The organism is Desulfovibrio intestinalis (assembly GCF_014202345.1).
GTDB lineage: Bacteria > Desulfobacterota > Desulfovibrionia > Desulfovibrionales > Desulfovibrionaceae > Desulfovibrio > Desulfovibrio intestinalis.
In genome coordinates, this window is the sequence record NZ_JACHGO010000001.1 from 142918 (window position 1) to 165574 (window position 22657).

The 22657-nt window shown below is 57.1% G+C and carries 23 protein-coding genes; 6 read left to right on the plus strand and 17 right to left on the minus strand.

All coding sequences use genetic code 11. The annotated features are described in order from the left end of the window. Window positions 1-4 precede the first annotated feature (4 nt). From HNQ38_RS00660 to guaB, 9 genes are all read right to left on the minus strand, one after another. Window positions 5-343 carry an SMR family transporter gene (locus tag HNQ38_RS00660; protein WP_183717275.1) on the minus strand — a complete coding sequence of 113 codons (339 nt, stop codon included), beginning with the start codon at window positions 341-343 and terminating at the stop codon, window positions 5-7. Continuing rightward, window positions 343-789: a DMT family transporter gene (locus HNQ38_RS00665; protein ID WP_183717276.1), complete on the minus strand. Its 447-nt coding sequence runs from the start codon at window positions 787-789 to the stop codon at window positions 343-345. The genes HNQ38_RS00660 and HNQ38_RS00665 overlap by 1 nt, the downstream gene beginning before the upstream one ends. A gap of 690 nt (window positions 790-1479) precedes the next feature. Next, entirely contained in the window at window positions 1480-2226 is a 747-nt protein-coding gene (gene hisA, locus HNQ38_RS00670; RefSeq protein ID WP_183717278.1) for a 1-(5-phosphoribosyl)-5-[(5-phosphoribosylamino)methylideneamino]imidazole-4-carboxamide isomerase, read from the minus strand. Continuing rightward, window positions 2223-2882: a hypothetical protein gene (locus HNQ38_RS00675; protein WP_183717280.1), complete on the minus strand. Its 660-nt coding sequence runs from the start codon at window positions 2880-2882 to the stop codon at window positions 2223-2225. Before HNQ38_RS00675 ends, hisA begins: the two co-directional genes overlap by 4 nt. Continuing rightward, entirely contained in the window at window positions 2882-3478 is a 597-nt protein-coding gene (locus tag HNQ38_RS00680) for an imidazoleglycerol-phosphate dehydratase (protein WP_183717282.1), read from the minus strand. Before HNQ38_RS00680 ends, HNQ38_RS00675 begins: the two co-directional genes overlap by 1 nt. Beyond that, window positions 3475-4278 (minus strand): twin-arginine translocase subunit TatC, encoded by an 804-nt coding sequence (gene tatC, locus HNQ38_RS14510; RefSeq protein WP_183717879.1) that lies wholly within the window; start codon window positions 4276-4278, stop codon window positions 3475-3477. The genes HNQ38_RS00680 and tatC overlap by 4 nt, the downstream gene beginning before the upstream one ends. A gap of 569 nt (window positions 4279-4847) precedes the next feature. Further along, a complete protein-coding gene (tatB, locus tag HNQ38_RS00690) occupies window positions 4848-5486 on the minus strand; it encodes a Sec-independent protein translocase protein TatB (protein ID WP_183717284.1) in 639 nt (212 codons plus the stop codon). A 9-nt stretch (window positions 5487-5495) separates the two neighbouring features. After that, the gene (gene guaA / locus HNQ38_RS00695; protein ID WP_183717880.1) at window positions 5496-7031 is read right to left on the minus strand and encodes a glutamine-hydrolyzing GMP synthase; all 1536 of its coding nucleotides are present in this window, start codon (window positions 7029-7031) and stop codon (window positions 5496-5498) included. Between the two features lie 81 nt (window positions 7032-7112). After that, window positions 7113-8570, minus strand: a complete 1458-nt coding sequence (guaB, locus tag HNQ38_RS00700) for an IMP dehydrogenase (RefSeq protein ID WP_183717286.1) — start codon at window positions 8568-8570, stop codon at window positions 7113-7115. A gap of 394 nt (window positions 8571-8964) precedes the next feature. Here guaB and ffh point away from each other — a divergent pair, with 394 nt between their 5' ends. The 5 genes from ffh (at window position 8965) to mutM (ending at window position 12989) form a co-directional block, all read left to right on the plus strand. Then, complete coding sequence (gene ffh / locus HNQ38_RS00705) at window positions 8965-10503, plus strand: signal recognition particle protein (protein WP_183717288.1); 1539 nt, start codon at window positions 8965-8967, stop codon at window positions 10501-10503. 117 nt (window positions 10504-10620) lie between these two features. Beyond that, a complete protein-coding gene (gene rpsP, locus HNQ38_RS00710; protein WP_179979665.1) occupies window positions 10621-10860 on the plus strand; it encodes a 30S ribosomal protein S16 in 240 nt (79 codons plus the stop codon). Window positions 10861-11015: 155 nt separating this feature from the next. Continuing rightward, window positions 11016-11246, plus strand: coding sequence for a KH domain-containing protein (locus tag HNQ38_RS00715; RefSeq protein ID WP_012625423.1), 231 nt, complete (start codon window positions 11016-11018; stop codon window positions 11244-11246). An 11-nt stretch (window positions 11247-11257) separates the two neighbouring features. After that, window positions 11258-11797: a ribosome maturation factor RimM gene (gene rimM, locus HNQ38_RS00720; protein ID WP_246387918.1), complete on the plus strand. Its 540-nt coding sequence runs from the start codon at window positions 11258-11260 to the stop codon at window positions 11795-11797. Between the two features lie 226 nt (window positions 11798-12023). Further along, window positions 12024-12989: a bifunctional DNA-formamidopyrimidine glycosylase/DNA-(apurinic or apyrimidinic site) lyase gene (mutM, locus tag HNQ38_RS00725; RefSeq protein ID WP_183717290.1), complete on the plus strand. Its 966-nt coding sequence runs from the start codon at window positions 12024-12026 to the stop codon at window positions 12987-12989. A gap of 303 nt (window positions 12990-13292) precedes the next feature. On the opposite strand, the gene HNQ38_RS00730 is transcribed toward mutM, so the two are convergent. Further along, on the minus strand, window positions 13293-13943 hold the full coding sequence (locus HNQ38_RS00730; RefSeq protein WP_183717292.1) for a flavodoxin family protein: 651 nt from the start codon (window positions 13941-13943) through the stop codon (window positions 13293-13295). 344 nt (window positions 13944-14287) lie between these two features. Here HNQ38_RS00730 and HNQ38_RS00735 point away from each other — a divergent pair, with 344 nt between their 5' ends. Beyond that, on the plus strand, window positions 14288-14671 hold the full coding sequence (locus tag HNQ38_RS00735; RefSeq protein WP_183717293.1) for a winged helix-turn-helix transcriptional regulator: 384 nt from the start codon (window positions 14288-14290) through the stop codon (window positions 14669-14671). 54 nt (window positions 14672-14725) lie between these two features. On the opposite strand, the gene HNQ38_RS00740 is transcribed toward HNQ38_RS00735, so the two are convergent. From HNQ38_RS00740 to HNQ38_RS00770, 7 genes are all read right to left on the minus strand, one after another. Then, window positions 14726-17500, minus strand: a complete 2775-nt coding sequence (locus tag HNQ38_RS00740; protein WP_183717295.1) for a ComEC/Rec2 family competence protein — start codon at window positions 17498-17500, stop codon at window positions 14726-14728. A gap of 451 nt (window positions 17501-17951) precedes the next feature. Next, on the minus strand, window positions 17952-18407 hold the full coding sequence (gene smpB, locus HNQ38_RS00745; RefSeq protein WP_183717297.1) for an SsrA-binding protein SmpB: 456 nt from the start codon (window positions 18405-18407) through the stop codon (window positions 17952-17954). Next, window positions 18404-20176 (minus strand): phosphoenolpyruvate--protein phosphotransferase, encoded by a 1773-nt coding sequence (gene ptsP / locus HNQ38_RS00750; protein ID WP_183717299.1) that lies wholly within the window; start codon window positions 20174-20176, stop codon window positions 18404-18406. The genes smpB and ptsP overlap by 4 nt, the downstream gene beginning before the upstream one ends. A gap of 1 nt (window position 20177) precedes the next feature. Continuing rightward, complete coding sequence (locus HNQ38_RS00755; RefSeq protein ID WP_183717301.1) at window positions 20178-20468, minus strand: HPr family phosphocarrier protein; 291 nt, start codon at window positions 20466-20468, stop codon at window positions 20178-20180. Window positions 20469-20577: 109 nt separating this feature from the next. Beyond that, a complete protein-coding gene (locus HNQ38_RS00760; protein ID WP_183717303.1) occupies window positions 20578-21327 on the minus strand; it encodes a PTS system mannose/fructose/sorbose family transporter subunit IID in 750 nt (249 codons plus the stop codon). A gap of 126 nt (window positions 21328-21453) precedes the next feature. Continuing rightward, entirely contained in the window at window positions 21454-22311 is an 858-nt protein-coding gene (gene rsmI, locus HNQ38_RS00765) for a 16S rRNA (cytidine(1402)-2'-O)-methyltransferase (RefSeq protein WP_183717305.1), read from the minus strand. Then, entirely contained in the window at window positions 22253-22642 is a 390-nt protein-coding gene (locus HNQ38_RS00770) for a YraN family protein (RefSeq protein ID WP_183717882.1), read from the minus strand. Before HNQ38_RS00770 ends, rsmI begins: the two co-directional genes overlap by 59 nt. Between the last annotated feature and the right edge of the window lie 15 nt (window positions 22643-22657).

Sequence of the window (22657 nt, forward strand, 5' to 3'; positions counted from 1 at the left end):
CGCCTCAACTCATATGCAAAAGCACCATACCTGTCATGAGCAGGCCCATACCTGCGAAGGCGCAGGGCCGAAGCTTTTGGCTGAAAAACAGCCAGCCCCCAAGGGATGTGCCCAGGATGCCGAAGCTGCCCCACATGGCATACGCCACGGCCAGGTCCATATTGCGCACAGCCAGCGACAGACAGTAAAAAGCCAGACCCACCAGGGCCAGAGAAAAAAAACCCAGCCAGCGGCGGCGAAACCCGCCGGATTTTGCCAGCAGAAGATTTGCCAGCACGTCCAGAGCGGCAGCCAGCACAACCAGCAGCAGAGAAAGATTGAAAAACGAGGTGACGGCTTGCATTATGCGTCCCCCCCGGCTCTGGATTGACTATGCATGCTCCCTGCGGCGGAAGTGGGCCGTGCCGCCGGGTGAATGCCATCGTTCTTGTCTTCCTTTCCATGCCCGGTACCGTGGTGAACCAGCAGGGCCCCGGCCAGCACGCAGGCGAGGCCAAGGGCGCGCTTCAGCGTCATGCTTTCGCCAAGCAGGGCCACGCTGCACAAGGTGATGAGGGTCAGCCCTAGCCCTTCCCAAAAGGCGAATGCCACGCCTACAGGCAGGCCCGTGGTGGCCTTGGCCAACATATAGTACGACAGGCCGATGGCCAGCCACATGAGCGCCAGCCCCAGCAGGGCGGCGTGGGCAAAGCTCCAGCCCTGGGCCATTTTCATAACTGTGGTTCCGGCTACTTCAAAAACAATGGCTCCCATAAGGCAGAACCAGTGATAAGGTTTGGTCACAAGCATTGTGTCCTCGCAAATTTGGCAAATTGGGGATTTTTTTAAGCAGATTCTCAGGTAAATTTCCCGGGCAGTTGTTCTGCACTGAATTTTACCCGAGACCGAAAGCAGAAAAGGCGCTGGCCACCTGTTGTGGCATCACGCCAAGGGAAGTTTTGCCTGCGAGGAATTAGAGAAAGGACCGCCAATAGCGTTCTTCAGGGTAGCCGCAAAACGAGCGGCCTTGGTTATACTGGTGATCAAAAATTGGCTTCATATTTATAGTATATGTACTGCCAGATAGCTTGGCAAGGGCGTACTGTGGCAGCGAATTTCAAGTGCAGATATTTTGAGATCTGGAGCAGATTGATTGGAAAGCGTTTTATACTTTAACGTTACCATTCTGCCAAAGGCTGCAAGTTCAGGCAGAATCCTCGCATATTACGGCGCATAATACTCTTGTGTAGTTTTTGAACATGTGGGCTTTTTCAACGTTAAAATGCTCTGGTTTACAGATCATGCGTCAACAAACGATGGTATGTTGCGAGGGCGGTATTGAAAGAGCAGGCTTACGCTCAGGCGTATATCCACTCCCTAAAAGCAAACCAGCCGCCAATTGAACGGTTACTGCGATTTTGCGCATCTGCTCACAGCATTTGAAAGAAAACCCCCGGCTTCAAATGAAGCCGGGGGTAAATAGTTGCTGATATTCTATAGCTATTTTTGTGCGCCAGCCTGGGCATCTATCCAGGCATTGGCTTCCGCCAGATTAAGCGTTCCCTCATAAAGGGCGCGCCCGCTCACCGCGCCAGCAAGGCTGGTGGTGCGGGTAAGGGGATAGAGATTCTGCACATCTTTAAGCGTGGCCACGCCACCCGCCGCAATGACGGGCACGGTGGAAAGCCGCGCCAGATGTTCCAGAGCAGCCACATTAACGCCACACTGCATGCCGTCGCGTTCAATGTCTGTATAGATAACAAAGGCCGCACCGTCTTCAAGCAGGCGGGGCAGGGCCGAATCTACGGTCATTCCAGTATCTTCCACCCATCCACGGCTTTTGAGGCGGCCGCCTTCAGCATCAAGCGAAACACCGATCTGACCGGGAAAGGCCTTGCACATTGCGGCAAAAAGCTCGGGCTGTTCAAGCGCGAGAGTGCCGATAATAAGGCGGCTGACTCCGGCTTCAAGGTAGGCTTCAGCAGTTTTCATATCGCGGATACCGCCGCCAAGTTGCACGGGAATGGCAAGGGCGGTGCAGATATCACGTACGATGTGGCGGCTTTGGGCAGCGCCGTCAAAAGCGCCGTCGAGGTCCACCACATGCAGCCAGCGGGCGCCGGCTTCTTCCCATGCCTTGGCTGCGTCAACCGGGCTTTCGGCAAAAACCGTGCTCTCGTGGGCGCGGCCCTGCTTGAGGCGCACGGCTTTGCCGTTTTGAATGTCTACCGCGGGAAAAAGAATCATAATCCCAAATCCTTCACTGCCTTGCGCATACCTTCTACCGTGAGGTCCTCAGCGCTGACCCACTGGCCCTTACGCTTCAAGAAGGAGCCCATATTGAGCAGGTTTTCCGTCAGACCCAGCTGCTTTTCTTCGAAGACAGAGCGGTCCATTATGCTGCCCGTATCAACGCGCAACAAAAAGAACTCTACCCGCACATGGGCTGACTGGGTCACGCCAGCCGTGGAGCCTTCGCGTTCATGCCAGTCAAGCACCTGAGGAATGAGCAGCACCTGTGCGCCCTGCTTTTTGCCGTATTCGATCCAGCGGGGCAGGGCCTGGGGCTGTTCTGAACTGTGGAACGTTGTCAGGTCTTTGGGCAGGGTGCGCAGGCTGATGAACTTGTACTGCCGATTGGTGTCGGTGGTGAGGACGTGGCGCAGGCGCATGTCCAGAGCCATCAGCATATCTTCGGGAGTGCGCCCCTGATTTTCAGGAATGCGCCCCATAATAAGCTGGCTGGCGTTGATGGGCTGGGTAAAGGGAGCAACCGTTACGGTGTAGGTGCCAGAAAGGTTGCGCGGCACGTCAGCCGTGCTGCGGGGGCGTTTGGAGCAGGCACCCAAAGCCAGAACAAGACTCAGTACGATGAGTAGCAGTATATTCAGGCGAGTATGCATCAATCAAGGCCTCCCTTGGTGCTGCGTATGGTTGTGCCGTGCCGCCGCACTGCCTGAGCCAGGGCAAGCCCCAGGCCTTTGGCTGCGGATTCCAGCAGATGATGCCCATTCTTGCCGTAGCGCATGTCCACATGCAGATTGCAGCGTGCGCCACTTGCAAGGGCTTTGTAGTATTCACGCCAGAGGTCTTTTTCCTCACCGGCAAGTACTGGGGGCAGCAGTTCGTCGCCGCGCCATTCAAGCCAGGGACGACCTGAAATATCCACTGTCACTTCGGTCAGGGCCTCGTCCATAGGCACCCGCCCGTAACCAACGCGGGCAATTCCTACACGGTCGCCCAGAGCCTCAAGTAACGCTTTGCCCAGGGTCAGGCCAACGTCTTCGGCTGTGTGGTGGGCGTCCACTTCCATATCGCCTTCGCAAATCAGGGTGAGATCCATGCCCGCCCAGAAAGCAGTGAGGGTCAGCATGTGGTCCAGCAGGCCAAAGCCCGTTCTGATTTCCGTTTTGCCCTGACCGTCCAGGGTCAGTTCAAGGCGGATGTCAGTTTCGGCGCTGGTGCGTGTCTGGGTGGACATGCGCGGAGCTTTGGTCATGCTTCCTCCGAAGGATGGGCTGCCTTGGCTTTTTGCGAACTTTCAGATGCTTCACCTGAAGCCGCTTCGCCGTCTTCTTTTTCGTCTTCGCTCTTTTTGGGCTTGCGCCCAAAGGCGGCAGCCACCCATATGCTTATTTCATACAATACAAGCATGGGGCAAGCCATGAGCAGCTGTGAAACCACGTCCGGCGGCGTAAGAACGGCGGCCACGATAAAAATACCCAAAACGGCGTAGCGCCGCGCTTTGCGCATCATCGTTGCGGTAATGACGCCCATGCGCGCTAAAAAGAAGGCGAACAGCGGCATTTCAAAGATAATGCCAAAAGCCAGAATTAACTTGAGCACAAAACTCAGGTAATCGCTGACCTTGGGCATGGCCACAATTTCTTCAGTGGCAAAGCTCACAAAGAAGCTGAACGCGTAGGGAAATACCACAAAGTAGCAGAATGCCCCGCCGCACACGAAAAATACAGCCGACATGACCGCTATGGGAATAATGTATTTTTTTTCTTCTTCGTACAGCCCTGGCGCAATAAAGGACCATATTTGATAGAAAATCACCGGGCTGGACACAAATACGCCTGCCACCACAGCGATATACATGCGCGTGAAAAAGCCTTCGGGCAGGGTGGTGTAAATTGCGTGCGAACCCTTGGGCAAAACAGCCAGCAAGGGGTTCACCAGAGCGTCAAAGATGGGATCAACAACGGCCCAGCAAGCAAAAAAGCCAACAGCGATGGCAATACAGCAGCGAACAATGCGCCCGCGCAGTTCACCAAGGTGGTCCATAAGGCCCATTGACTTGCCTTGCTCGTCCTCGTCGTCATCTTCATCGTCATCAGTGGGCGCAGGAAGCTGGCCGCCCGGTGCTGCGGGAATGGGAAGATCATCCCCAGACGTGCCTGTGGGCGGAAAAGGACTCGCCGGAGGCAGGGGGGGCTGGCCGCCCGAAGCGGGGGCTGGTGCATTTACGCCAGAAGCAGCATCAGCCGTTCCAGAAGATTCTTGCGTGGCTGCGCCGTCGGCGGGCTGAGACGCAGGGGATTCCTGCTGCTCTTCAGGTGATGCGCTAGGTGATGCATTTGACGAAATGTCTGGCGCAACATTTGCCGATGCGTCTGCTGCCGTGGCTTTTACAGGTTCTGTTGTGGCATTTTCCGTAACAGCGCCGGAATCCGCTTCAGCGGGTTGCACGGATTGTTGTTCGGAAGACGCGGCAGAGGCCGCCATCTGACTGGCGGCCTCAAGGTCGATATGGTTGATGACAGACAGGGCGGCGGATGCTTCCGCCGTCTGATCAGACTCCTGGTGTGTAGCAGTCGTGCTGTCAGTAGATGCCTGTTCGAGTGGTGCTTTTTTCTCTTCGGTCATGCCTTGCCGCCGTTGTCAGAAACTGTTGCGGTCTGGGCCAGACGGGCCTCCGCCTCACGAACTTCGGCTTCAGTTCGGGCAAGGGCTTCGGCCAGCGGGCTGCCTGCAGGCGGAACAGGCACGCCAGCTTCAACCGAAGGCGTTGCCGCCCCGGAAGCAGTGGGAGCCTGTGGCTGCTCTGCGGCTGGTGCGGTTTCCGGCGAATCTTGCACGGCAGCTTGCCCTTCAACCGGAGCCTGCGCCGTAGCCTCGCCGGGATGCACAGCCGTGGTGTCCAGCACAGCTTCCGCCGCAGGAGTTTCCTGCGGGGATGTTGCCGTGCCTTCGCCAGGAGCTTGTTGCCCGTCTGCCACAGCCGAGGTCGCAGCCGCTGCCTCAGCCGCTTGCGTGGCGGCCTTTGCAGCTTCTGCTTCAGCGGCTTCTCTGGCAGCTTTGGCAGCTTCTTTTTTACGTTTTTTCTGCTCTTCCTCTTCAGCCTCGGCATTGAGGGTGCGCTGGAAGTCGGTGGAGACCCGGCGGAATTCGCCCAGGGCCTTGCCCAGAGTGCGCGATACGTTGGCCATACTCTTGGGACCAAGCACAATCAGGGCCACCACAAGGATGACCAGAAGTTCAGTGCTGCCTATACCGAACATAGGGTTCTCCTATTCCCATTCAATGGTGCTGGGCGGCTTGGAGGACACGTCGTAAACCACGCGGTTGACGCCTTTGACTTCATTGATGATGCGTCCAGACATGCGCTCAATGAGCTCGGCGGGCAGGCGGGCCCAGTCAGCGGTCATTGCGTCCACACTGTCCACCACGCGCAGGGCGATAACATGCTCATAGGTGCGGCCATCGCCCATCACGCCCACGGTCTTGAGGGGCAGCAATACGGCAAATCCCTGCCACACTTTGCGATACCAGCCAGACTCGCGCAGCTCTTGCTGCACGATCTTGTCTGCCTGACGCAGAATGGCAAGGCGTTCTTCCGTCACTTCGCCAAGCACGCGAATGGCAAGGCCGGGACCAGGGAAGGGGTGACGCCACACGATTGAGTCGGGCATGCCCAGTTCGGCAGCGACTTTGCGCACTTCGTCCTTGAAGAGCTCACGCAGGGGTTCGATGAGCTTGAGCTTCATCGTATCGGGCAGGCCGCCCACATTGTGGTGGCTTTTGATAACGGCACTGGGGCCCTTGTGCGAGACGGATTCAATAACGTCGGGGTAAAGGGTGCCCTGGGCCAGAAAATCAACTTCAGAGAGTTTTTTGGCTTCTTCGTCAAAAATTTCAATGAAGGTATGACCAATGATTTTGCGCTTCTTTTCCGGATCTTCCACGCCCTTGAGCTTGGAGAGAAAACGCTCTTGCGCCTGAACAAAATTGAGGTTGAGGTCAAAGTGTTCACGCAGGTAGCTGACCACTTCGTCGCCCTCGCCGAGGCGCAGCAGGCCGTTATCCACAAAGATGCAGTGCAGGCGCCTGCCGATGGCCCTGTGCAGCAGTACGGCCACAACCGTGGAGTCGATGCCGCCGGAAAGGGCGCAGACCACATGTTTGTCGCCCACCTGTTCGGCCATTTCCTTGACCACGCGTTCCACGAAGGACGACATGGTCCAGTCGGGCTTGATGCCCACGACCTTGAACAGGAAGTTGTGCAGCATGCGCTCGCCGTCCACACTGTGGTGCACTTCGGGGTGGAACTGCACAGCGTAGATCTTGCGGCTTTCGTCGGCCATGGCCGCCACTTCAAGGGTGCTGGTGCTGGCCGTGACGGCAAAGCCGGACGGCGGAACCATAACCTTGTCGCCGTGGCTCATCCACACGCGGGAGGGGGAGGTGATGCCTTCCCACAGGGCGCAGGGCGCGGTCAGATTGAGGTCGGCAGGACCGTATTCCCGGGTGAGGGATTGGGCCAGCTTGCCGCCAAGATTCTGGGCCAGCAGCTGCATGCCGTAGCAGATGCCAAGCACGGGTACGCCCAGCTCCAGAAAGCCGGGGTCCAGTGCGGGCGCGTCAGCTTCGCCAACACTGGCAGGGCCGCCCGAAAGAATAACGGCCTGGGGCTTCATGGCCGCTACCTGTTCGGCGGTGGTCACGCAGGAGTGAATTTCAGAATATACCCCGGCCTCGCGCACGCGGCGTGCGATAAGCTGGGTAACTTGTGAACCGTAGTCTATAATAATGACCTTGCTGGGCATATCGTCCTCATGATCTGTGTGCGTCCAGTGGGGGCGCACGGTTCCTGTGTGCAGAGGCATGCGGCGCAGGCGCGCCGCCGGCTAGTTCTCGATACGGTAGTTGGGAGCTTCCTTGGTGATAACCACGTCGTGCACATGGCTTTCGCGCAGGCCCGCCGGGGATATTTCGCAGAAAGTGGTATTTTCGAACAGTTGCTTGAGGTTATGTGCGCCCACATAACCCATGCCGGAGCGCAGGCCGCCCATAAGCTGGTACACGGCTTCCATCACGGGGCCACGGTAAGGCACGCGGCCCACAATGCCTTCAGGAACGAGCTTTTTGCTCTTTTCCTGGAAGTAGCGGTCAGAGCTGCCTTCCTTCATGGCGTCAATGGAACCCATGCCACGGTAGATCTTGTAGGTACGGCCCTGATACAGGATGGTTTCGCCGGGGCTTTCTTCCGTGCCCGCGAAAAGCGAGCCGATCATGACGGAGTGCGCGCCCACTACCAGAGCCTTGACGATGTCGCCCGAAAACTTGATGCCGCCGTCAGCGATGCAGCAGCGGTCCATTTCGCGTGCGGCGCGGCCGCCGTCCATAACAGCGGTCACCTGGGGCACGCCCACGCCCGCAACGATGCGGGTGGTGCAGATGGAGCCGGGACCGATGCCTACTTTGACGGAGTCTGCTCCGGCTTCAAGAATGGCCTTGGCGCCTTCATAGGTGGCCACGTTGCCCGCCACAAGCTGGCAGTTGGGGAAGGCAGATTTGACCATGCGGATGGCGTTGATGACATTGACCGAATGCCCGTGGGCAGAGTCGAGCACCAGAACGTCGGCTCCGGCTTCAAGCAGCTGCTCGGCGCGGGCTTCGCAGTCTTTGCCAATGCCGATGGCAGCGCCAACGCGCAGGCGTCCGGCGGTGTCCTTGCAGGCATTGGGGTACTTTTGCACTTTGTCGATGTCTTTCATGGTGATGAGGCCGCGCAAATGGCCTTCTTCATCAACAACAAGCAGTTTTTCAATGCGGTGTTCGTGCAGATGCTGCTTGGCTTCTTCAAGCGAAGTGCCCATGGGCACGGTAACGAGCTTCTGGCTGGTCATGACGTCGGCCACGCGCACAGCGTGTCCATCTTCAATGAAGCGAACGTCACGGTTGGTAAGAATGCCCACCAGACGGCCATCCGCCACAACGGGCAGGCCCGAAACGCGGAAGTCCGACATAAGGTCAAGGGCTTCCTGCACCGTATTGTTGGGTGAAATGGTCACAGGGTCGAGGATCATGCCGCTCTCGCTCTTTTTAACCCTCTCGACCTCCAGGCGCTGCTGTGCCACGGTCATATTCTTGTGAATGATGCCGATGCCGCCCATGCGTGCCATAGAAATAGCCATGGCGGATTCCGTCACGGTGTCCATGGCGGCAGAAAGCAGGGGGATGCGCAGGGGGATGGAAGGGGTGAGCCAGGTGGCTATGTCCACGGCGTCAGGGGTGATGTCCGAATAGCCGGGAATGAGCAAAATATCGTCAAAGGTCAGCGCCTTGCCGCGATTGGTGAACATGACTTCCTCGTAATGTGCTGGAATAATTGTTCAAATTGTAGTCTAACAGGGTATCCCCTTGTGGGCCGTATGTCAATGCGGGCCGCGCCTTTGCGACCTGATCTCCTTATAATAAGGAAACACCGTCCGCCAAAATCATCAATGTTCTGTCTGGCGAAAAAAGAGCAGCCAAGCATAGTTTTGAGCGGGTGCATGCGCGTACAGTTTTTAGCTGTGCTTGGCAAGTACCGCCGTGCCTTTTTCGTCCAAGACTTGACGTGAGGCGGCAAACATCCTATGAATCACCACTTCGCCCCCTATGGGGCATGTGCGCCGTGCGGCCACCTCGCGTAAAAGCTGCGCGAAATGGGCGACTGCACTGCTTTTTGCCGCCCTGCGGCCCCGTGGAGATTACATGTTCGAGAGCCTTTCAGACAGACTTTCCGGCGTATTCCGCTCATTCAGCGGACGCGGCCAGCTTACCGAAGAAAACGTGCAGGCGGGCCTGCGCGAAGTGCGGCTGGCCTTGCTGGAAGCGGACGTTAACTTCAAGGTCGTCAAAGACTTTGTTGAAAACGTGCGCGAAAAATGTCTTGGCCAGGAAGTGCTCAAAGGAGTAAGTCCTGCGCAGCAGGTGGTCAAGATCGTCAATGACGAATTGGTCAACCTGCTTGGCGGCGAAACCGCCGGGCTTGACCTTCAGGGCCGCGAACCCGCAGTAATCATGCTTGTGGGCTTGCAGGGTTCGGGTAAAACAACTTCTGCTGGCAAGATAGCAAATATTTTGCGCAAGCAAAAGATGCGCCCCTACCTTGTGCCCGCCGACGTGTACCGCCCCGCAGCCATTGACCAGCTGACCGTACTTGCCAAGCAGCTGGACATGCCTTGCTATCCCTCCACCGTGGATATGAATCCCGTGGACATTGCCAAGGCCGCCCTGGAAGAGGCGCGGCGCGAGCAGGCCACTGTGCTGCTGCTGGATACGGCGGGCCGTCTGCATGTGGACGAGCCCCTCATGCAGGAGCTTGAGGCCATCAAGGCTGCTGTGCAGCCGCAGGAAATTTTGTTTGTGGCTGACGCCATGACCGGTCAGGACGCCGTGACCGTGGCTGAAAGCTTCAACGAGCGCCTTGGCATCACTGGCGTTGTGCTTACCAAGATGGACGGCGATGCGCGCGGCGGCGCGGCCCTTTCCATCCGCGCGGTGACGGGCGCCCCCGTAAAATTTGTGGGTATGGGCGAAAAACTGTCGGAGATGGAAGTTTTCCACCCTGACCGTATCGCCGGGCGTATCCTGGGCATGGGCGACGTGCTTACTCTGGTGGAGAAAGCACAGGGGGCCATCAATGCCGAGGAGGCCGAAGAGCTGGCCCGCAAGATGAAGAAGGCCAGCTTTGACCTTGAAGATTTTCGCACCCAGATGCGCCGCATCAAAAAACTCGGCTCGCTGGACAGCATCCTTAAAATGATTCCCGGGCTTGGCGGCCTGCGTGAAAAATTGTCTGAAGCCAGCGGCGTCATGCCCGAAAAGGAAATGGCGCGCACCGAAGCCATCATCAGTTCGATGACTATGGCCGAGCGCCGTAACCCCGACATCCTCAACGGCAGCCGCAGGGCGCGCATAGCCAAGGGCGCGGGTGTCACCGTGGCCCAAGTAAATCAGCTTGTGCGCCAGTTTGAGCAGATGCGCCAGATGATGAAGGGGATGATGGGCGGCAAAGGGGCTAAAATGCCCTCAATGCCCCGCATGCGCGGTATGCCCCCCGGTATGACGCCGCCCGGCGGCATGGGCGGAATGCCCGGCCTTGGTGGTCTGCCCGGAATGGGTGGAATGCCTGGCATGGGCGGAATGCCCGGTATGGAAGGCCTGCCCGGCGGGCGTTCTGGCACCGGAAAATCGGCAGCAGCAAAAAAGCGCAAGAAAAAAGAGCGCCAAAAGCGTAAAAAAAAGTAAATATTTCGCGGCAAGGAGCGCCGTCGTAACGGCAACACCTCTTTGCGCCAGGGCTTTTCTGCCCTTGCCCTTTCCCGGGCGCAACGATAACATACCACCTCAAAGGGAGTTGGACTCATGGCTGTAAAGTTGAAATTGACCCGCCTCGGCAGCAAAAAGCACCCCTTCTACCGGGTTGTGGCCGCCACTGACGAAACCCGTCGTGATGGCCGTCCGCTGGAATTCCTGGGCTACTATAACCCCATGAAAGATCCGATCGAAGTCAAGCTTGATGCGGATAAAATCAAGGAATGGCTGGCCCGTGGCGCTGAACCCACGGACACCGTGCGCTCCCTGATCAAGAAACACATGGCCTAGCGCATTCCGCTAAGCTTCCGCCACGGCGGCAGACGCCCTGCGGCCTCCCAAATATGTTAACGCATATTGGGACAGGCCGTTTTGGGCAATATCGGCACTGCGCGCGGCCTTTACTGCTCCGGCTTTTCCGGCGCAGACCCCTTTGGAGGTACTCAATGAAGGCCCTGATCGAATATATTGCCCGGTCCCTGGTAGATCATCCCGACGAAGTGCAGGTCAGCGAAGTGGAAGGCGAACAGACTACAGTTCTGGAACTCAAAGTTGCCAAGGAAGATCTGGGCAAGGTCATTGGCAAGCAGGGGCGCACGGCACGAGCCATGCGCACCATTCTGAGCGCCGCATCCATCAAGTGCAAAAAACGCACTGTGCTGGAAATTCTGGAATAGCGCCGAGTACTATGGCGGATTCATGGATTCATATGGGCACGCTTGCGAGGCCCCACGGCATTAAAGGGGAGATCTGCATCGACTGGTATGCAGACTCTCCCCTGCTTTTGACTACCCCTCTCTGGATTCAGGCGGGCGATGCTGAACCGCGTCGTATCCGGCCTTTGGCCGTTCGCAGTCACAAGGGGCGTCCCCTGCTCTTGCTTGAGGGCGTGGCAGACCGCACCGCTGCTGAAAACTTTCGTGGATATAAGCTGCTCACCAAGCGAGATTCCCTGCCAGAGCCGGAAGACGACGAAGTCTATCTGGAAGACCTGCTTGGCGGCGATGTGCTGTTGCCCGACGGGCAACGCATTGGTACGCTTGACCATTTCGAGTATCCCGCTGATCTTGAAATGTGGGTCATCATGACGGATGACGGCAAGGAAGTACTTTTTCCTGCAAGACCGGAATTCATCGTGGGCTTTGATGTGGATGCCCCGGCAGTGGTCATTGATCCACCGGAAGGATTATTGGATATTTATCTCTCGGATACTTCAGAGAAAAAGTAATGGCTGTTGGGGCGCTATCGCCTTACACCGAAATTTTATTGGCTGCTGTTGCCTGTAGGCGCGGCAGCCCTTTTCTTTTGGTTTACGTCCTGAGCAAGGGGCTGATGTTTTTCGTGTGGTCGGGCATGCGTTTGGTGACAATGACGTGTGCACTGCAAGTAATAGCTTGTGGCAGCTTGCCACGCTCACAAGATGCCTTATCTCTTTGGGTAACACGAGGAAAATCATGCCTGAATTGCCAGAAGTTGAAACAATTGTCAGAACGCTGCGGCCTCATGTGCAGGGATGCATTATCACAAATGCGCAGGTGTTACGCGCCACCAGCCAGCACCCTTTGAGTGTTCCGCTGGAAGATTTGCGTGGATGCCGCATTGTAGAAGTAGGGCGGCGCGGAAAACTGCTACTTATGCATCTGGACGCCACGCAGGCTGAAAATGCAGCTGTGCGCAAATATAAAGACCTGCGGCTAGCCGTGCACCTGCGTATGACCGGGCGGCTTATGCCCTATGCTGCCCACACTGAGCCCGGTACCCACACCCGGTGCATACTTGATCTGGATATGCCCCCGGCGCAAGGGCAGACAAGTAAAGATGTTTTGTGCGCTGGAGAAACCCCTTCAGAGCAGGCGAAAGACGAGCTGGAGCAGCGTGAGGGTAAGGCTGGTATTGTGCATGAAGGGCCGCGCCGTTTATTTTTTGACGATGTGCGCGCTTTCGGTCTCATGCTGGCGGGACCCTCCGATATTTTTGAGCGCTGGCCCTTCTGGAGTGGGCTTGGCCCCGAGCCATTGGGCATGACGAAAAAAGATTTTATCAGGGCTATTTCCGGCAGAAAATCAGCCATTAAGGGCGTGCTGCTGGATCAAAAAATTCTGGCGGGGGTCGGCAACATCTATGCAGACGAAAGCTTGTTTGCCGCAGGCATTGATCCGCGTCACAAGGCCGCAGATCTTACGGCCGAACAGGCGAAATGTCTGCTGAAGTGCTTGCAGGACGTGCTGAATTTGTCCATATCCCAGTGCGGCAGCTCCATACGCGACTACAGGGACGCCAACGGCGATGCAGGAGCTTTTCAAAATACTTTTGCGGTGTATGGCCGCGGCGGCCAGCCATGCAAAAAATGCGGTAGGCTCCTTGAAAAAGCCAAAGTGTCGGGACGCAGCACGGTTTACTGCTCACACTGTCAGAGTTAGCAGTTTTAAAAATCGTTCTGACATTATACAAGGTGGTTCAGCGGACCATCAGGCTGTTGCCGAAGCATCGGTTCTGGCTAGTGTCTGTGACATCTCGGCAATAAAATTCATCTTGTGGCGACACTGCTTGTGGCGACACTGCCTAACAGGCTCAACCTGCCGCCCGGAGCACAGGCGGTCATTAAAACGATCAGAGCAGATAAGCATAGGTAATGCTTATCCGCTCTGAGTTTCAGTTTCGCTCATTATAACGAAGACAGCAATGCTACTTGGCTGTTAAACAAATATTTCAGCGTAAAATATTTACGAGCGAGCCATTGCCATGCCCAGTTCAAAGGCCTTTTGGCAATCCTTGGGAAACTCCTCATTTTTCCGCTTCAGTTTGGCTTCTTCAGAGAAGCATTCCACCTTGTATTTGCTGTAGTCCATAAACTGATATGTATCATTCACATAAAGTACGGAAGGCGGCGTCAGCATTCTGCCCGTAAAATACTCCATACCGCCAAGATGTTCAGGATAGTTCATGTCTCTCATGGCAGCGTCTGTGACGTTCATCGTGTAGATAAAGGCTGTTTTCATTTTCTTGGGGGCGATGGAAGAATAGGTGGCATCGTACACGAGATAGGGGAAAAGAAAGCGCTCAAAGAAAGAACGCATTTCGCCAGTGATGCCTTTGAAGTATATAGGCGAGCCAAAGATAATGCCGTCGGCGAGAGAAAGTTTTTCCAGCACAGGGGCCAGCTCGTCTCGTACCGCGCACTTGCCGTACGATTTTCCGCCCAGGCGCTTGCACTCGAAGCAGCTTATACAGCCTTTGTACGAATAGTCGTAAAGGTGCAGCATTTCTGTCTGCGCATCAGGAAGAACAGCCGACACGCCTTCAAGGGCTTTGGCCAACACCGTGGCTGTATTGTGTTTCTTTCTCGGGCTTCCGTTAATAGCGTAAAATTTCATGGTTTTCTCCTAATAAAAAGTGCCGTGAGGCATTCTTGCACATCTGCGCCGTGCGTTGTATCGACAAACATACTTTAAAGCATTTTACCTTTAAAATGCTCAGGTGGCTGCGTGAGCAAACGCTCGCCGTGGAGGCGTAAGCGCTATTTATGCGCTGCTAAGCGCCGCAGCTAGCGTATCTTAAACTTTGAGAACGTATATTCTCAAAGTTCGTCTATTCTAAAGGAAGCGCAGGTTAAAAAACAAGTACGCAGTTTTTTCTAACCTGAGATGCGGGCTTTGTTCGTGGCAAAAGAGGCAGAGAATATGTCTGCCCAGGAAGGCATTTCAAGGAGCACCAGCTTATGCAGGCAAAAGTGGCGGTTGGCTATAGCACGGTTTTACCGCGAGAAAGTGTTTATGAAGTTCCCTGTCCCTTGATTCATGCACTGAATCTCATTGGCGGCAAGTGGAAACTTCCTATTCTCTGGCATCTGGCAGATACAGGCTGTTGCGGCTTCAATGCCCTTGGCCGGGAAGTGACCGGAATCACCAATATGATGCTTGGAAAATGCCTTAAAGAGCTGGAGGCTGACGGTCTGATCAGTAGAACAGAGCTTGAAGGCAAAGTGCGCCGTGTGCAATATGCCCTGACTGCGCAAGGCTGGCGACTGCTTCCCACACTGAAAGGGCTTTACCAGTGGGGCAAAGAGCATCTGGAAATTGAATTCGCAGCCCAGCAGAAGTAGTGATACTCGGCCAGCTCGTGGCGACGCTGCCTGGCGCTCTCACCTTGCGATCTGTTAATCTTTAATTTTGTCTGTATCTTCTGCAAGTTCTTTGCGGCTTGGGGATCCGCCCCGGCTGGCTTCCTTTCTGCCGCCTTTTGCTTCCTCATGGCTCGCTCTCTGGGTCTCAACATGCACGCTGGCATCCTGCCCTTTGTCCCTTGGCCAGATCAGGCTTACCTGCCCGTCCCGCCCTGTGAACAACAGGGGTATCGCCGCGTTGTCCAACCAAGCCCGCACCTTTTTGCCTGGGTAGCCGTAGCGGTTTTCAAATCCGCAGGCCGCAACTACTATTCTGGGCTGCACAGCCTCATAAAAATCGGGCAGGTAGCTGCTGTCTGAACCGTGATGGGGCAGCACCAGCACTTCGGCCCGAAGGTCCATCCCCTTATCCAGCATATGCCGCAGGCTTTTACGTTCGGCGTCGCCGGGAATGATAGCCAGCCCCTTGCCATGCTGGGTCAGCTTTGCCACCAGGGACGCGTTATTGCCCTCCCATGCGGCGTTGACGGCGCTGTTCGTCACGGGGCTGATCTTGTTGGCGCGCGGCGGATGCAGAATTTCCAGTTGCAGGCCATTGGCTGGATTGCCAAGAAGTATAATGTCGCCTTGCGCAAGAGGCTGGGCCATATGCTCTTGCCGTACCTTGGCCCAGATTTCTCCCCAGCCATTTCTGGCGTCACTGCTGTTGCGTCCGTTGTCAAACAGGGCGCTTACACCAAACTGCCGTAAAATATGCACCAAGCCGCCCATGTGGTCCAGATCGGGATGGCTGTTCAGCACCGCGTTCACGCGTGGCGCATCGTTGTAGAGCAAGACCGGGGCTACGATGTTCTGGCCGGGATCAAACCGTGGTGACGCGCTGCCGCCGCCGTCCAACATCATGCGCACATGCCCCGGCAGGCGAAGAACCACGGCCTGACTTTGGCCGACATCCAGCACGTCCAGACGTATCTCTGGCGACAGGCGTTCTGACAGCCGCAATATGGGGCCAGCAAAAAGCAGCAGTCCCCCTGCCAGCAAGAGGCGAAGTGCCGCTTTGGGCAGGGTGGGGCGTCCTGCCTTGAAAGCCAGTGCCGTAAGCAGGGCGGCAAAGGCGGGCAGGGCTGTCCAGTGCGGGCGCAGCATGGATGGAGCTGACAAAAAGCCGCTTTCAGCCAGCCAGTCCAGCATATCTACCAGCCACTGACACGGCAAAGCTGCCACGTCCAATATCAGGCGGGCAGCGGGCTCCATACCCGTTGCCGCGCATAACAAACCCAGAACAGAGGCTGGCAATACAAAAAGATCAGCCACAGGCAGCCATGCCACATTGAGAGGAAACCAGAATCCGGCGTTGCCGAAAAGAAGCATGTTGAGCGGCAGCAGAACCACCTGCACACAGAGCGAGACTAGAAAAATGCGCAGCAGCGTACGGCCCCACCAGAACAGGCGTGCACGCAACCCTCTTGCAGAAAAAGTATCTGCTTCCGGCGTTAATTGCCGCAGCCAGGGCAGGCTCAATCCGATGGCTCCCACGCACAGGGCCGAGAGTTGCAACCCTGTATCAAAAACATTCAACGGAGCGGCCACGGTGATGCACAGAAGCGCCGCGCACAAAGCGTCCAGCGTTGTGCGCGGGCGGCCTATAGTGAGCCATAGCGCTACCACAAAAAGCATGACCGTAGCCCGCAGCAGAGATGCCGGAGCGTTTCCCAGCCATAAGTAGGCCAGTGCCGGAGGCAGGGACGCCAGTATGACCCACAGCGTTTTGGGGTGGTGCAGGTAGATGCCAGGACGCAGGCGAGCCAGAGTCAACACACAGGCCAGCCCAAGCATACCCGCAATAACCAGATGCTGGCCTGAAAGAGCCAGACTGTGCACAAGAGTGGCGGCCGCGAAATTGTTCAGGGTTGCCTGATCCAGATACTGTCTGTCTCCGAAAAGCAGGGCCAGAAGAATAGCCTTGCCCTGGCTCAGTTCAGAGCCGCCAGACTGTGAAGTGAAACCAGCGGAGGCATATTGGGGATTTGAAACGTCAGGCGCAACATCATTGGGATGAAGCAGTGGAGGCTGCATCAGGGGGGCCTTCAGGGCCGTCAGAAAATCCGAACGCAGGATTTCACGCCAATGGGCAGAACGTCCGGGTTCGCCTTGCAAAAGAGGTTCAGCGCGCTCGCCCTGCGTCCACATGCGCCAGTGTACGCCCTGTGCCGCCCACCAGAGTTCCCACGGCAATTGCCCAACGTTGGCGAACCCCTGCATGGGGATGGGCCGCAGATTGAGGCAGAGGTTTTGCCCCGGCAGGGGCCGCAAAGGCGGATTTTCCCATGTGAGCGCGGCAAGGCTGGTCAGCGGCGCTGGGGCCGGACCCTGTTCAGCGGGAACTGCTGTTTGCTCGCTCTGCTCGTGGCCGACGGGGATAACTTTTGCCTGTTCTGCCATTTCAGGCATCAGGCCAGAGAGCAGTAACCGTAACCTCTGGTCAGGCAAGCCCTGGCTGTCAGTGACTGTGCCGCAAACGCGCAAGTTTTTGCTCCCTTGCGCCAGCCAGAGTAGTTGTTCCGGGTTGGAAAGCCCCTGTTGCCACGGACTGCCGAACAATTGCCACTGTGCGGTCAGCAGCCCGGCAACAGCCAGCATTGAGCAGAAAGCAAGGCGGGTTATCCGCCACAGGCGTCTGTCAGCCAGAATCAGGAGAAAAAGGCAAAGAAGGGTCTGTTGCGGCCACACAGCAGAGGCAATGCCGCCTATCCAGAAGCAAAGGCAGGTCTGCCAGAACAAAGGGGCTTGCAGGGGCGGGTAGCGCATACCTTTTCGTGCCCGTAAAAAACCGCCGATCGGTTGCCGTTCGGCGGGTCATACATTGGCTGTGTCGGCTGCACCGACGGTATCAGCGCAATTGCCTAGCTTCTGCCATCATGTTCTGTTCAAACAGGTGTTGTGCGCTTTTTGTGCACAAATCTTTTTGTTCCACCGCTGCCGGGGCTGCCCTTGTATTGCTGCCTTGCCGGTCAGGCCACTACACGAAGGCTCGTTAGACGGCGCAAGAAAGCTTGGCGCAACGCTGACTGGAACATGTAAGCTTTTCTAAGGAACCGCTGATTTATCCCGTTTGGCGGCGTTGTTGCACTCTTTTTGAAACAGTGGAAGACGAAAGAGTCCACTCCTGCTTCAAAAAAAGATCGCGCCTTGCCAAACGAAATAACTGCGTGTTTCCAGGAGGCTCTTTAAATCAGTGCCTCCCTAAACTTAAAATGCTTTACGACAGTTCGCGGGCCATGTCCCGCTCTTCAGCGCGTTTTTTAAGGCTTTCGCGATGGTCGTGCAATTTCTTGCCCCGGCCTATGGCTACTTCTACCTTGACTTTGCCCCGTTTGAGGTACAGGCGAACAGGCACAACCGTCAGGCCTTTCTGGGCCACAAGACCTGCCAGCTTGGCAATTTCACGCTGGTGCAGCAGCAGTTTTCTGGCGCGGTCCGGCTCTTGCGGCGCGTAGCCCGCATTGGAGTAAGGAGCCACATGCAGAGAGACCAGCCAGGCTTCACCCCGGCGAAAATCTACATAGCTATCGATAAAGTTGACCTTGCCCGCGCGAATGCTTTTGACTTCAGGGCCGGTAAGTATAATGCCAGCCTCTGTAAACTCAGAAAGTTCATAGAGGTGGCGGGCCTTTTTATTAACGGCAATAGTGGAAGGTGATGTTTTTTGGCTCATGGCTGGCTGTGTGTCAAAAGGCTGGTGGTGTGAAAGGCCAGTTCCGGCCCAAGAGATTGGTGTAATTGCTCGCGAACCATGCGGCGGGACGCGGCAACATCAGTGCTCAGGAGCACGCTGTGGGCCAGTTCCATGCAGGTTTCGGCACTGAGCTGGCGGATAAGGTGCTTCAAGCCCGGCACAAAGCGTGGAGCCGCAGATATCGTATCTACCCCCATGCCCAGCAACAAGGCCATGCCCAGGGGGTCCGAGGCCAGTTCGCCGCAGACGGAAACTCCTATGCCTTCGCGGTGGGCTGCGTCAACAATATGTTTGAGCGAGCGTACCACAGCGGGGTGCAGGGGTTCATTAAGATATGCCACATGGCGGTTGTTGCGGTCTATGCCCATAATGTAGTGTATGAGGTCATTGGTGCCAATGCTGAAAAAATCGCATTCCCTGGCAAGGGCATCGCAAATGAGGGCCGCCGCCGGAGTTTCTATCATGACGCCCAAGGGAAGCACTGGCGCGTGCGGCAGGTTTTGCGCGGTCAGCTCCTGATGCATTTCCTGTATAATACGGCGCACCTGCTGCACTTCGTCCAGGCCTGAAACCATAGGCAGCATGATGGCCACGTTGCCGTGAACTCCGGCCCGCATCAGCGCGCGCAACTGGGTGCGAAAAAGACCCTGATGGCGCAGGCAAAAACGTATGCCGCGCAGCCCGAGGGCGGGATTGGGTTCCTTGAGGGCAGCCTGGGCATGCAGCATTTTATCCGCACCTACGTCAAGTGTGCGAAAAACAACGCGCTCAGGAGAAATCTTTTGGGCCACAACGGAGTATTCGGCCAGCAGTTCTTCTTCATCGGGCAGGCGGCCTTTGAGGTAGGCGAATTCCGTACGGTACAGGCCAACGCCGTCTGCTCCGCTGCGTGGTATTGCGGCAAGTTCTTCGTTGCTCTCCAGGTTGGCCTGAACCACCACGCGCACGCCGTCGCACATTTCTGCGGGCCAGCGTGCCGTCAGCAAGGTCAGCTCTTCCCATCCGGTGTATTCGAGGCGGCGGGCTTCATACCGGGCCAGATCCGCCTCGTCCGGTTCCAGCAGCACGCTGCCGCCAAGGCCGTCAATAATGACCAGTTCGTTTTCTCTGGCCACACTCACAAGTCCGGTAACGCCGGACAAGCAGGGAATATGCAGGCTGCGTGAAAGAATGGCTGTGTGCGAGGTTGGGCCACCCTCGGTAGTCAGAATGCCCAGCACGCAGTCCAGATTCAATTCCATAACGTCAGCCGGGGAAAGATCTTCAGCTACCAGCACTGCGGGTTCAGCCGAACCGGGAGTTTCAGTGGGGTCTGCGAACAGCCGTTCGCGCAGGCGCAGCCCCACGGCGCGGATGTCTTGCGCGCGGTCTCGCAGATAGGGGTCGTCCATTCCCCTGAACAGGGCGCACAATTCTTCAACCGTCAGACGCAAAGCCCAGGGCGCGGCAATGAGTTTTTGTTCAATGCGCGCGAGGGTAGCGTTGAGCAGCTTGGCATCGCGGGCCATTTCCATTTGTGCGGCAATGACATCACGATATTCGGCCAGATCTTCGGGCACGTTTTCCATTGTCGTTTGCAGTGATGCGCGCACATCTTCGGCGGCAAGGCGCAGGGCGGCCTGTTCAGCCTCCACTTCAGAAGGCGTGATGCGCCGTTCTTCATCCTGCTGCAACTTGTGCATGAAGCGCACCCGGCCAATGGCTATGCCGGGAGAAACGGGAGATCCAAAAAGTACCGCGCGGGCCATGTTAATCCTGCATGGTGCTGAGAAGGCGGGCCAGGCCACAGAGGGCCTCGCGGGCGTCATGCCCCTGAGCCAGAAGAGTCAGTTCCGCATTGAAGGGCGGAGCAAGGGAAAGAACATCGAGCATGCTTTTGGCGTCAACCTCGCCAGTATCGCTGACAAGCTGAATAGCCGCAGAGTAGCGCTGGGCTTCCTGCGCCAGTCGCGCTGCGGGTCGGGCGTGCAGGCCATTGCGCAAATTCAGGCAAAGCCGCAGTGCCAGCCCGCGTGACGTTTCTTCAATGGTTTCTTCCATTTCCTCACCTTTTAGCACCGTCAGGCCAATCAGGGCGGGCGCAACAGCGCCAAATATCTGCCCGGGCCTCGTCAATCCGCTCTCCATCAATTTGCCAGTCCGATATATATTACATACCAATGAGGCCAACGTCCATGAGAATCAGCGCTCCAAGGGTCATGCCCCACAATAGAATGCGCGGCAGGCGAAGCCTTGCCACGAGCCAGGATGCGGCCAGTACGGCCAGCGCCCCCAGCAGGTAAACATCCCACGGAAAAGGCTTCATGCGGCTCAGGGGCAGGTGCCAGATGACCTGGGCCACCAGCGCGGCATTGACCATTTTGAGCCTGTCTACCCAGTTGATGAGGTTGAGGCGTTTCAGGCGCACCAGCACGGGCATGCCGTGGCGCAGGCCTGAAAAAAAACTGCCCGCCCTGAAAATCAGCAGGGCAAGAAAAAATCCCACAGCAATAATGCCTGTCAGCGCCACATAGCCGGAGAGCAGCAGGGATACACTCACAAGCGCCCACAAAGGCAGCAGGGTTCCGCTGAAAAATGAATCGCCCAAGGCTGAAAGAGTCGTGGCCAGGGTTTCGCGCACCGAGCTTACGGCGTGTTCGGGCAGAGCGCCCTTGGCTATTTCTTCTTCAAGAGAAAGCAGAATGCCCACAAAGAGCGGGATCATGAAGGGGTGGGTATTGCTGTGCCCGCTGTAGCGGGCAAAGGCACGGGCGCGGGCCTCGCCTTCGGGATAGAGCCAGCACAAGGCTGGGCTCAGCACAAAAAGCAGGCCTATTTGCTGCATGCCTCTGGCTGTAGTGGCCGCATTGATGCAGCAGGTGCGGGCAAGGCAGTTGAGTGCTACGAGCGTGGGATACATCTGCGAATCCTGCCCGCTCGCGCCGTGTGAAGGTATTGCCAATCAGTCTCAAGCCGCGCGGGGCATTTTTTGCGCGTGCCCTGCGGCAGCCGGGCCAAATGGCGGCGAATGGCGGCGTTGCGGTGGTTAGAGGTTGCCGGGACGGTCTGTGGCTGTAAGCAGGGCGTATATTTCTTTGCCGCTCCAGCCGCGCACCATATCCTGAACCCTGCGGGCGACCTGGCGAGGTTTGCCCTGCGGGCCGTCTGTTTCCATCTCCTGCTCCAGCAGGGCCATAACTTCGTTTTCAGGGCTGCGGCTCACCTGTTCAGGAGGCCCGATGATTACAGTGATTTCACCAAGCAGGTCGTCGGGCAGATCCGCACTGTTTTCCAGCCGGGTCAGTATAAATTCCTCATGCTCCTTGGTCAATTCTCGGCAAACTGCCACTTCGCGCGGGCCAAGCAGGCGAGCTGCCTGCGCGAGGCTTTCTTTCAGGCGGTCTTTTCGCTCAAAAAAAATGAGAGATCCCGGCACATGCGCAAAGGCGGCAAAAAGAGCATCGCGGCCCGAGGCGTCTCGTGGCAGAAAACCCAGAAAACTGTGCGGCAGGGGCGGTATGCCGGCTGCAGAAAGCGCCGTGACCGGGGCCGAAGGGCCGGGCAGCGGAGAAACACTTAGCCCTTCCTTGCGGCAGGCACGCACCAGGCGATAGCCGGGGTCGGCCAGCAGAGGGGTGCCCGCATCAGAAACAAGAGCCACGTTTTGCCCTTCGCGCAGGGCGCGCAGCACACTTTCCTGCCGTTCGGCTTCATTATGGTCGTGGAAGCTCTGCAGGCGGCGCGCTTCAATGCCGCAATCGCGAAAAAGGCGGGCTGTGCGGCGCGTGTCTTCTGCAAGCACAAGATCTGCTTCGGTCAATACGGCGCGCGCTCTGGGGGAGAGGTCACCAGGGTTGCCAAGAGGTGTGGCTACTATCCAGAGCCGGGGGGCAGTCGAAGGCATGGCAAAAATGCTCCAGGTGCAGGGTAGAGCCATTGCGCAGGGCGCAGATGACATCAAAACGGCAGGGTTGGTCCCACGCTTCGTGGGCCGCCAGCCATGCGCGGGCCGCACGGCACAGGGTTCGCTGCTTGGTCTGGCTTATAGCATAGGCCGGGCCGCCGTGCTTGTCGCTGCCGCGAGTTTTTACTTCAACAAAAACAATCGTGTCGCCATCACGGCAGACCATGTCCAGTTCCAGGCGGGCCTGACGCCAGTTGCGGTCAAGCAACGTATAGCCCTTACGCTTCAGCAGGGCTGCTGCTGCGTCCTCGCCTTCTTTGCCCAACCGCAGGTGAGAGGCTGTTGC

Excerpts from the sequence above, each read along its gene's own strand:
- guaB (WP_183717286.1), bottom strand. The coding sequence starts at position 8,570 with ATGTTCACCAATCGCGGCAAGGCGCTGACCTTTGACGATATTTTGCTC.
- rpsP (WP_179979665.1), top strand. The coding sequence starts at position 10,621 with ATGGCTGTAAAGTTGAAATTGACCCGCCTCGGCAGCAAAAAGCACCCC.
- HNQ38_RS00665 (WP_183717276.1), bottom strand. The coding sequence starts at position 789 with ATGCTTGTGACCAAACCTTATCACTGGTTCTGCCTTATGGGAGCCATT.
- guaA (WP_183717880.1), bottom strand. The coding sequence starts at position 7,031 with ATGCCCAGCAAGGTCATTATTATAGACTACGGTTCACAAGTTACCCAG.
- rimM (WP_246387918.1), top strand. The coding sequence starts at position 11,258 with ATGGCGGATTCATGGATTCATATGGGCACGCTTGCGAGGCCCCACGGC.
- ffh (WP_183717288.1), top strand. The coding sequence starts at position 8,965 with ATGTTCGAGAGCCTTTCAGACAGACTTTCCGGCGTATTCCGCTCATTC.
- ptsP (WP_183717299.1), bottom strand. The coding sequence starts at position 20,176 with ATGGCCCGCGCGGTACTTTTTGGATCTCCCGTTTCTCCCGGCATAGCC.
- tatC (WP_183717879.1), bottom strand. The coding sequence starts at position 4,278 with ATGGGCCTTATGGACCACCTTGGTGAACTGCGCGGGCGCATTGTTCGC.
- HNQ38_RS00760 (WP_183717303.1), bottom strand. The coding sequence starts at position 21,327 with ATGTATCCCACGCTCGTAGCACTCAACTGCCTTGCCCGCACCTGCTGC.
- HNQ38_RS00730 (WP_183717292.1), bottom strand. The coding sequence starts at position 13,943 with ATGAAATTTTACGCTATTAACGGAAGCCCGAGAAAGAAACACAATACA.
- rsmI (WP_183717305.1), bottom strand. The coding sequence starts at position 22,311 with ATGCCTTCGACTGCCCCCCGGCTCTGGATAGTAGCCACACCTCTTGGC.
- HNQ38_RS00675 (WP_183717280.1), bottom strand. The coding sequence starts at position 2,882 with ATGCATACTCGCCTGAATATACTGCTACTCATCGTACTGAGTCTTGTT.
- hisA (WP_183717278.1), bottom strand. The coding sequence starts at position 2,226 with ATGATTCTTTTTCCCGCGGTAGACATTCAAAACGGCAAAGCCGTGCGC.
- HNQ38_RS00740 (WP_183717295.1), bottom strand. The coding sequence starts at position 17,500 with ATGCGCTACCCGCCCCTGCAAGCCCCTTTGTTCTGGCAGACCTGCCTT.
- tatB (WP_183717284.1), bottom strand. The coding sequence starts at position 5,486 with ATGTTCGGTATAGGCAGCACTGAACTTCTGGTCATCCTTGTGGTGGCC.
- smpB (WP_183717297.1), bottom strand. The coding sequence starts at position 18,407 with ATGAGCCAAAAAACATCACCTTCCACTATTGCCGTTAATAAAAAGGCC.
- mutM (WP_183717290.1), top strand. The coding sequence starts at position 12,024 with ATGCCTGAATTGCCAGAAGTTGAAACAATTGTCAGAACGCTGCGGCCT.
- HNQ38_RS00680 (WP_183717282.1), bottom strand. The coding sequence starts at position 3,478 with ATGACCAAAGCTCCGCGCATGTCCACCCAGACACGCACCAGCGCCGAA.
- HNQ38_RS00660 (WP_183717275.1), bottom strand. The coding sequence starts at position 343 with ATGCAAGCCGTCACCTCGTTTTTCAATCTTTCTCTGCTGCTGGTTGTG.
- HNQ38_RS00735 (WP_183717293.1), top strand. The coding sequence starts at position 14,288 with ATGCAGGCAAAAGTGGCGGTTGGCTATAGCACGGTTTTACCGCGAGAA.
- HNQ38_RS00755 (WP_183717301.1), bottom strand. The coding sequence starts at position 20,468 with ATGGAAGAAACCATTGAAGAAACGTCACGCGGGCTGGCACTGCGGCTT.
- HNQ38_RS00715 (WP_012625423.1), top strand. The coding sequence starts at position 11,016 with ATGAAGGCCCTGATCGAATATATTGCCCGGTCCCTGGTAGATCATCCC.